General features: G+C 62.0%; 9 protein-coding genes and 1 tRNA gene. 4 read left to right on the top strand and 6 right to left on the bottom strand.

Annotated elements, in window-relative coordinates; translation table 11 throughout:
• Positions 1-47: 47 nt before the first annotated feature.
• Positions 48-476, bottom strand: a complete 429-nt coding sequence (locus NFR87_RS10070) for an MATE family efflux transporter (protein WP_251449321.1) — start codon at positions 474-476, stop codon at positions 48-50.
• Between the two features lie 17 nt (positions 477-493).
• A complete protein-coding gene (locus tag NFR87_RS10065; protein WP_251449319.1) occupies positions 494-796 on the bottom strand; it encodes a YlcI/YnfO family protein in 303 nt (100 codons plus the stop codon).
• Here NFR87_RS10065 and NFR87_RS10060 point away from each other — a divergent pair.
• A complete protein-coding gene (locus NFR87_RS10060; RefSeq protein ID WP_251449317.1) occupies positions 788-1,129 on the top strand; it encodes a hypothetical protein in 342 nt (113 codons plus the stop codon). The two genes, NFR87_RS10065 and NFR87_RS10060, sit on opposite strands and share 9 nt — an antisense overlap.
• A gap of 64 nt (positions 1,130-1,193) precedes the next feature.
• The gene (locus NFR87_RS10055) at positions 1,194-2,012 is read left to right on the top strand and encodes a putative RNA methyltransferase (protein ID WP_251449315.1); all 819 of its coding nucleotides are present in this window, start codon (positions 1,194-1,196) and stop codon (positions 2,010-2,012) included.
• 48 nt (positions 2,013-2,060) lie between these two features.
• On the opposite strand, the gene NFR87_RS10050 is transcribed toward NFR87_RS10055, so the two are convergent.
• Positions 2,061-3,671, bottom strand: coding sequence for a peptide chain release factor 3 (locus NFR87_RS10050; protein WP_251449313.1), 1,611 nt, complete (start codon positions 3,669-3,671; stop codon positions 2,061-2,063).
• A 5-nt stretch (positions 3,672-3,676) separates the two neighbouring features.
• Positions 3,677-4,102 carry a hypothetical protein gene (locus NFR87_RS10045; protein WP_251449311.1) on the bottom strand — a complete coding sequence of 142 codons (426 nt, stop codon included), beginning with the start codon at positions 4,100-4,102 and terminating at the stop codon, positions 3,677-3,679.
• A gap of 111 nt (positions 4,103-4,213) precedes the next feature.
• Here NFR87_RS10045 and NFR87_RS10040 point away from each other — a divergent pair, with 111 nt between their 5' ends.
• Positions 4,214-4,378, top strand: a complete 165-nt coding sequence (locus tag NFR87_RS10040) for a hypothetical protein (RefSeq protein WP_251449309.1) — start codon at positions 4,214-4,216, stop codon at positions 4,376-4,378.
• Between the two features lie 56 nt (positions 4,379-4,434).
• Here NFR87_RS10040 and NFR87_RS10035 read toward each other — a convergent pair whose 3' ends face one another.
• Both NFR87_RS10035 and NFR87_RS10030 read right to left on the bottom strand, forming a co-directional pair.
• Positions 4,435-5,067, bottom strand: a complete 633-nt coding sequence (locus NFR87_RS10035) for an HAD family hydrolase (RefSeq protein WP_251449307.1) — start codon at positions 5,065-5,067, stop codon at positions 4,435-4,437.
• A 132-nt stretch (positions 5,068-5,199) separates the two neighbouring features.
• Positions 5,200-7,773 (bottom strand): FAD-dependent oxidoreductase, encoded by a 2,574-nt coding sequence (locus tag NFR87_RS10030; RefSeq protein ID WP_277613139.1) that lies wholly within the window; start codon positions 7,771-7,773, stop codon positions 5,200-5,202.
• Between the two features lie 253 nt (positions 7,774-8,026).
• Here NFR87_RS10030 and NFR87_RS10020 point away from each other — a divergent pair.
• Positions 8,027-8,103 (top strand) — tRNA-Arg (locus tag NFR87_RS10020).
• Positions 8,104-8,126 lie beyond the last annotated feature (23 nt).

Genomic DNA, 8,126 nt, shown 5'->3' with positions numbered 1-8,126 from the left:
AAGGGCCTGGGCGCCACCGGCTGCGCCCTCACTTTCTTCTATTCCAATTATGCCAGGTGTTCTTTCTCCACGGGGGCCGCCCAGAAGATACCCGTCACCCCCATCCGGGTGGGGATGACGAGGGAGAGGACAATGAGGAGCACGTCCCGCAGGATGGACAGGGGGACGGCGGTCTTGGCGTGGCCGATGGACTGGAGGAACATGGCGCCGGCCTTCTGCAGGCAGGTGAAGATGAGCAGAGAGAGATAGATGCGCAGGCAGTAGACGGCGAAGGTGACGTAGAGCACGTCATCCCCTGCGCCGAACAGGCGGATAAAGGCCAGGGGCAGGACAGGCTTGAGATAAGTCCAGCTGGGGCGGAAGTCGGAGGGCTTCACCCGGAAGACCCGGCTTCTCCAAAGGTAGGCCGCACAGATGAGGAAGCTGACGAACTGGCCCAGGATGGTGGCCAGGGTACTGGGAATGGCAAATTGCAAAAGGAGCTTTCCCGTCTTCACTCTGTCTGGTCAGCGGCTTCCTCTTCCTCCAAGTCCAGAAGAGCCAGCCGGGTGGCCTCAATGACAAAGGCGGAGAAGGTACAATCCTTGCCCCGGATCGCCTCCTCTACCTTTTCAATGATATCATTGGGGAACCGAACACATTTTGAGGTTGTCGGTGGAATTGCCGGAATCTTAAACTTTCTTTTTCTTACCATATCATCACCCGCAACACATTTGTAACTTGTAATGTATTGCAGTTTGTGATATAAATATGCATTGCAACCGTAATACGAAAAGGAGGGCTTGATGTGGATCATAAAATGTGTTGGCTCTTGGCCTGTGGAACGGTGCCCCCCAGCCGGATGCCCAGGCTGGAGCGGCGCTTGGCCCAGCGCATGGCGGAGCAGGAGGCCCAGGAGCCCAACGTCGTCTTTTCCACCGACTTTTATTACCACGATATTTTCCCCCGCTGGCCCAGCGGAGGGGCCCTCAGCGGCAGTATGTCCCACCCCGGCGTCTGCGCTATGCACCCCGGGGATGAGGCCATCCTCTTCTGCCTGGTCAGCCGGAAGGGCCACCGCGATACCCTGGAGGAGCTGGAGGCCGACCTGAAGAGAAAGGGCTGTCCCTACTCCATCGCCCTACTTTAACTGCCGCCCTTGCCTCCCCCCGCCCCGGTGTGGTATACTTTCCCACAGAAAGGGGGCTTGCCCCGTGGATTCCTTATTTGCCTGCCCCATCTGCGGGGAGGGGCTATGCCGGGAGGCGGGGCGGTACGCCTGCCCCGGCGGTCACAGCTTTGATATCGCCAGGGAGGGCTATGTGAACCTCCTCCCCGCCAACCGGCAGCACTCCAAGGCCCCAGGCGACGACGGGGAAATGACCGCCGCCCGCACCCGTTTTTTGAGCGGTGGCTGGTATTCCCCCCTGCGGGAGGCCCTGTGCGCCCTGGTGGAGCGGTACGCTCCGGAACGCCCCGCCCTGCTGGACGCGGGCTGCGGCGAGGGGTGGTACACCGCCGCTCTGGCCCAGGTTTCCGCCGCCAGGGGCGGCCGGACGGCGGGGGTGGATCTGTCCAAGCCCGCCGTGAAAAAGGCGGCCAGGCAGTGCCCCAACGGGGAGATCGCCGTGGCCTCGGTCTACCACCTGCCCTTGGGGGACGGGTCGGTGGATGTTTTGACCGACTGTTTTTCCCCTTTGGGCCTGGAGGAATTTTACAGAGTGTTGAAACCGGGCGGAATATTCCTCTACGTTGTCCCCGGCCCCCGGCACCTGTGGGAGCTGAAGTCCGTGCTGTACGAAAACCCCTATGAAAACGAGGAAAAGCGGGAGGAATACTCCGGCTTCCGCTATATCGAGGTGGTTCCGGTGGAGACCTCCTTCACCCTGCCCGGCCCCCAGGCCATCGCCGACCTCTACCGCATGACCCCCTATTGCTGGAAAACCCCCAAGGAGGGCGCGCGGCGGCTGGCGGAGCTGAATACCCTCTCCCTCACCGGCCAGTTCCGCATCCACGTGCTGGAGCGGCTCTGAACACAGGAAAGCCCCGGAGGAATATCCTCCGGGGCTTTTTCACACGCTTTAGACCTGATCCTCTCCCGCCTGGCTGAAGGGAGACAGTTTAAGCCGGGGGTTGCGCTCCCCCGTCCAGTTCACCGCCCACTTGGAGCCGAAGAGGAGCAGCTGCCGGCCCTTGAAGTCCTCCACCAGCTTGGTGTCGGTGCCCAGGATCAGATCCTCCTCCTTACACGGTTCCCCGTCCTCGGTCTCGATCCAGCGCAGGTACTCGTAGGGCAGGCCCTCCATAAAGATGTCCACCCCGTACTCGTTTTTCAGCCGGTACTCCAGCACGTCGAACTGGAGGGTGCCCACCACGCCCACAATAATTTCCTCCATGCCGGTGTAGGGGGCCTTGAACATCTGGATGGCGCCCTCCTGGGCGATCTGCTCCGCCCCCTTGAGGAACTGCTTGCGCTTCATGGTGTCCAGGGGCCGCACCCGGCGGAAGTGCTCGGGGGCGAAGGTGGGGATGGGGTCGAACTGGAACTTTTTCCCCGGGACGCACAGGGTGTCCCCGATGGCAAAGATGCCCGGGTCAAACACGCCGATGATGTCCCCGGCGTAGGCCTCCTCAATGATCTCCCGCTCGGCGGCCATGAGCTGCTGGGGGCGGGAAAGGCGCAGCTTCTTGCCCCCCTGGACGTGGTAGACCTCCTTGTCCGCCTCGAACCGGCCGGAGACCACCCGCATGAAGGCGATGCGGTCCCGGTGTGCCTTGTTCATATTGGCCTGGATCTTGAACACGAAGGCGGAGAAGTCGTCCTCCATGCTGTCGATGACCGTCTCCCCCGCCAGCCGGGGCAGGGGGGGCGTGGTCATTTTGAGAAAGCCCTCCAGGAAGGGCTCCACGCCGAAGTTGGTGAGGGCGGAGCCAAAGAACACCGGGGAGAGCTTGCCGTGGCGCACCTTCTCCAGGTCGAACTCCGCGGCGGCCCCATCCAGAAGCTCCACGTCGTCGGAGAGCTGGGCGTGGAGCCGCGCCCCGATGAGCCCATCCAGGCCGGGGTCGTCCAGAGCCACCGCCGTGGCGGTGGCCGCCTTGGCTCCGCCGTTGGAGGTGAAGTGGATGATCTGGCCCTTCTCCCGGTCATAGACCCCCTGGAACTCCTTGCCGCAGCCGATGGGCCAGTTCATGGGGCAGGTCTCGATGCCCAGCTCGTGCTCCAGCTCCTGGCACAGCTCGAAGGGATCCCGGGCCTCCCGGTCCAGCTTGTTGATAAAGGTGAAGATGGGGATGTCCCGCATGGCGCAGACCTTAAAGAGCTTCCGGGTCTGGGCCTCCACGCCCTTGGCGGCGTCGATGACCATGACGGCGCTGTCCGCGGCCATAAGGGTGCGATAGGTGTCCTCGGAGAAGTCCTGGTGGCCCGGGGTGTCCAGAATATTGACGCAGAAGCCCTCGTACTGGAACTGCATCACCGAGGAGGTCACCGAGATGCCCCTCTGCTTCTCAATTTCCATCCAGTCGGAGGTGGCCGCCCGGGCGTTCTTCTTCCCCTTCACCTGCCCCGCCTGGGCGATGGCTCCGCCGTAGAGAAGGAACTTCTCCGTGAGGGTGGTCTTGCCCGCGTCCGGGTGGGAGATGATGGCAAAGGTGCGCCGCCGGGCGATCTCATTTTCGTATTTTGGCAAGGATATCACTCCATTTTGTGATACGTTTTGTTATAATCAGCCCTATAATTACCATTTGGACTTGATTTTTCCTGAAAATCGGCGTTCCTTATTATACTGGATTTCCACCGGGTTGTAAACCGGGGCCGGAAAAATTCCCCCCGGCGGAAAAAAGGACGCCTGGAGGTAGCCTCCAGGCGCCCGCTGTTTTTGCCCTTTACTTGTCGTCCGGGGTATCTGGGGTATCCGGGATATCCATAGTATCTATGGCGTCCATCACCTTTGAGCGCGGCCAGCGACGCCCGGTATTTCGCCCCCAGTGTTTGATATTCCTCCAAGTGAGCAAACTCACTGCGTTCGAAGGGCTGTGCCTCACGAAACATCAGGCCGCCGTCAAAAGATTTGCGGAAGGCTTGTTTCACGCCCCGCTCCACCGGATCCTCTATGAACATCGGCAATTCATCTCCCTTTATGACATATATAGCACAGCAAAGTCTTATATTGTTTGTCAACACTCTTGATAAACTTTGCTATACAATGGTAAACAAAGGAGGGCGGGTTTTATGGCAAAGACGGATACTCAAATTTCTTTTCGTGTCACCAGCGAGTTCAAGGCCCGCCTGGAGGCACAGGCCCAGCGGGAGCGGCGAGCGGTGTCCAACCTGATTTTGAAGGTGCTGGAGGAGTACCTGGACGGGGCGGAGCCCAAGGAGCAGGCCGGATCCTGAGTGCAGAACAAAAAGTCGCCGGAGGATATTCCTCCGGCGACTTTCTCTGTTTCGACTTATTTCGACAATTTCCGCGCCAGCTCCGGCAGGTCGGACAGCTTCTCCAGCCGGGGCGCGCCCTCCACCGTTCCGAAGCCGTAGGCGGCGTGGATGAAGGGCACCCCCGCCGCCGCGGCGGACTTGGCGTCCAGGGCGGTGTCCCCCACATAGACCGGGTCATTCAGCCCGTACTGCCGCACTACCAGGGCGATGTTCTCCGCCTTGGGCTTGTCGGTGCGTCCGGCGCACTCAAAACCGGTGAAGTATTTCCCCAGGCCGGTTCCGGCGAAAAAGGACTGGATGTACCCGTCCTGGCAGTTGCTCACCACGAAGAGCTTACACGTCCGGGACAGCTCCTTCAGGGTCTCCTCCGCCCCGGGATAGACCGCTGCCCCGTGGGCGGAGAGGTACTCGTTTTCGATGCGGCAGCACTCGGCAATGACCTCCTGCTGCCGCTCCCAGGTGAGGCCCGGCAGGCGGCGGGCGGCAATGTCGGCGATCTGCATGCCCATGCAGGAGCGCACCTCCTCCACCGTCAGCGGCGGCCGCTCCACCCCCGCCTCCCGGATGGCCTGGTTCCAGCACAGGGTGATCTCGGGCACCGCGTCCCAGAGCGTGCCGTCCAGGTCAAATAAAATGGAGTCAAACATAACGTCCCTCTCCCTTCCTGTTTTTCCTCATTATAAAACGGTTTTGCGCCGTTGACAAGGCCCTTCCTCCCGGCAAAAAAGCGCCCCCGGCAGAGGCCGGGGGGCGCTTTTTCAGCTCTTGGTTCGGGATACTTACTTGTTGTCGGCGTCCACCGCGTTGGCGGCGGTGCGGCCGGAGACGAAGATCTCCACAATGGCGTTGCCGCCCAGGCGGTTGCCGCCGTGGATGCCGCCGGTGACCTCACCGGCCGCGTAGAGGCCGGGGATGATGCTGCCGCTGTCGTCCAGCACGTGGCGCTGGGTGTCGATGGCCAGACCGCCCATGGTGTGGTGGGTGGAGGGGGCCATGACCCGGATGCGCAGCAGCTCGCCCTCCAGCTTATAGGTGTCGGCCTTGTACTTGCCGTTTTCGTCCACTTCGGCAGTACCCACCAGCTTGGTGGGGTTCTCCTTCTTGACCTCGGGGGGCTCCTCGCCGGCCATGACGGCCTTGTCATAGGCCTCCAGGGTCTCGTAGATGACCTTGGGATCGGCCTTCATGCCGAACTCGTCCAGCACCTTCTGCAGCTCGTCGGGGCTGGTGCAGAAGTAGACCCGGTTGTCGATCTGGGTCTTGCCGGTGGTGGCGCCCTCTTCCACGCCGGGCTTCACATAGGTGTCGTAGGGATAGGGGAATCCCACTACGGTCTCGGCGTTAGAGAACTCCAGGAACACGCCCTGAGTGCCGTTGACCTCGATGCCGTTGCGCAGCTCGCCCAGAGAGAGCACGTCACGCTCGGCGGCCTCGTTGACGAAGCGCTTGCCGGTGGTGGGGTTGATATAGGCGGCGTAGTTGCCAGCGCCGAAGGACAGGTTGCCGTTGTCGATCCAGGCGATGGGCATGAGCTGGGTCCAGCCCTCGCCCACCGTGGCGGCGCCCACGGCCTCGCCCATCTTGATGCCGTCGCCCTGGAGAGAGCTGCGGTTGGTGGTCTTGGTGGAGGCGGTGATGAAGTCAGGATCCCAGTACTTATTGGTCTCCATGACCATGGAGATGTTGGCGGCGTAACCGCCGGTGGCCAGGATGACGCCCTTCTTGGCCCGGGCCGTGACGGGCGTGCCGTCATACATGGTGCCGGTGACGCCTACCACCTTGCCGTTCTCGACGATCAGGTTCTCGGCGGTGGTGCGGGTCATGATCTGGTTGTCCTTGGCGGTGGCGGAGGTCTCCAGGACGGTCTTGCGGGTGGTGGCAAAGTAGGTGCCGTACTGGGCGGGAATGTCCATCTTGCCGTCGCCGTCCATGTCGCCGCCGGAGAAGGAGTTCTCTCTCCACCACAGAGCGCCGATGAGGGTGGACTGGTCGGCGTCGTTAAACAGCGCGCCCTGATCCTGGAGCCAGGACTTCAGCTCCTGGCCGTCCTCGATGAACTGCTTGACCAGATCCACGTTGCCGTAGATCCACTCGTTCTTGTCGGAGCTCTGGCGCAGGCCGCCGTAATAGGTCTGGAAGATATGGAGGTTCACGGTGGAGAACAGGGGCAGCTGGGTCTCGGCGGTGCCCGCCTTCAGCTTGGGATCGGCCCAGTTCAGGTAGGTCTTGATCTCCTTCTTCAGCGCCTGGAGAGTGGGCAGGAAGTCGGCGTGGACGCCGTGCTTGCTCAGCTCCTCAATGTCGCCGGCCACATACTCGTGATCCTTGTAGTAATCCGCGTCGAACGCTTCCTCAGACCAGTTGGCGATGATGCGCAGGGTGGCGATGGAGCCGCCGCCCGCCTTGACCTTGTCATAGGTCTGGCCCTTGTACTCGCCGGTGGTGGCGTCGGGGTTGGCGGGATCCCAGCACAGGTAGGGCATCACGCTCTGGAACGCGCCGCCGGAGACCAGGGTGTTGCCGCCGATGTCCGCGTTCTTCTCAATGACCAGTACGCTGTCACCGTTCTGGGCGGCCTGGGCGGCAGCGCCCATGCCCGCGCCGCCGGCGCCCACCACGACCACGTCCCACTCGCCCTCAACGGGGGAGCCGGGCTCGTGCTTCACGGTGTTCTTCTTGAACGCGTCCATATTGGTGGCCTTGGCCTGCTGGGCGGCGTCGTTCAGCGCCTCCTTGACGGCCCGGCTGGTAAAGGTGGCGCCGGAGACATTGTCGATGCCGGAGCCGTTGGCGGCGATGGCGTCGGCAAACATGATGTCATAGGCGGGATCGCCCACATGGCCGGTCTCGCCGGAGGTCTTCACCACGATGTCGGTGATGGCGCTGTCGGAGAAGGTGACGTCCAGCTCCACAGGGCCGTTGTAGCCCACGGCCTTACCGGTATAGGTGCCGGCGGTATAGCCCAGCGCCCCGTTAGAGCCACTGGAGTCGCCCTTGGCGGCGGCGATGGCGGCCGCGGCGGCCTCTCTCACGCCGTTGGAGGTGAGGGTGGCGCCGGACACACCGTCGATCTCAGCGCTCTGGGCGGTCTTGACCTGCTCGGCCAACTCCTCCAAATGGGCGCCGCCGATGGTGGGGGTCTCCTTGTCGCCGGTGACGGTGACCGCGGTGATGGCGTTGGCGTCCACGGTGAGCTCCACCACTACGGTGCCGCCGTAGCCCTGGCCCTCACCGGTATAGGTGCCGGGAGTGTAAATTCCTTCCGTTCCGGGGGTCGGCTCAGCGGGCTTAGAGCAAGCGGCCAGAGAGACCGCCATCGCAAGCGCGAGAGCCAGTGCGATTTTTCTTTTCATGTGCCTTCCTCCTTAAAAATTTCTAGTTGGAACAGTTTGACAAACTGAATTATAACAGGCAAGGTGAATACTGTCAATTATTTCATGATGGGCTTTTGCGAGGCGATCCTGAACCGTTGACAACAGCGCCGGCTTGCGATAAAATGGGTGGAGTTGATATGCCCACGTAGCTCAGCAGGATACTGGCTGCCCCTTGGAGCGCAGCGACATAGGGGCAGCTCGTGCCGCGAAGCGGCGGAGCAACCGCCAATAAGCCCACGTAGCTCAGCAGGATAGAGCAACCGCCTCCTAAGCGGTAGGTCGGACGTTCGAATCGTCTCGTGGGTGCCAAAAAGCGCCGGAGCAAATGCTCC

Origin of the sequence: Vermiculatibacterium agrestimuris (assembly GCF_943193085.1) — a bacterium.
GTDB lineage: Bacteria > Bacillota > Clostridia > Oscillospirales > Oscillospiraceae > Vermiculatibacterium > Vermiculatibacterium agrestimuris.
This window is presented reverse-complemented; position numbering and strand designations above follow the sequence as displayed.

Coding starts and splice junctions, on each gene's coding strand:
- NFR87_RS10065 (WP_251449319.1), bottom strand. CDS start 796: ATGATCCACATCAAGCCCTCCTTTTCGTATTACGGTTGCAATGCATAT.
- NFR87_RS10045 (WP_251449311.1), bottom strand. CDS start 4,102: ATGTTCATAGAGGATCCGGTGGAGCGGGGCGTGAAACAAGCCTTCCGC.
- NFR87_RS10040 (WP_251449309.1), top strand. CDS start 4,214: ATGGCAAAGACGGATACTCAAATTTCTTTTCGTGTCACCAGCGAGTTC.
- NFR87_RS10035 (WP_251449307.1), bottom strand. CDS start 5,067: ATGTTTGACTCCATTTTATTTGACCTGGACGGCACGCTCTGGGACGCG.
- NFR87_RS10030 (WP_277613139.1), bottom strand. CDS start 7,773: ATGAAAAGAAAAATCGCACTGGCTCTCGCGCTTGCGATGGCGGTCTCT.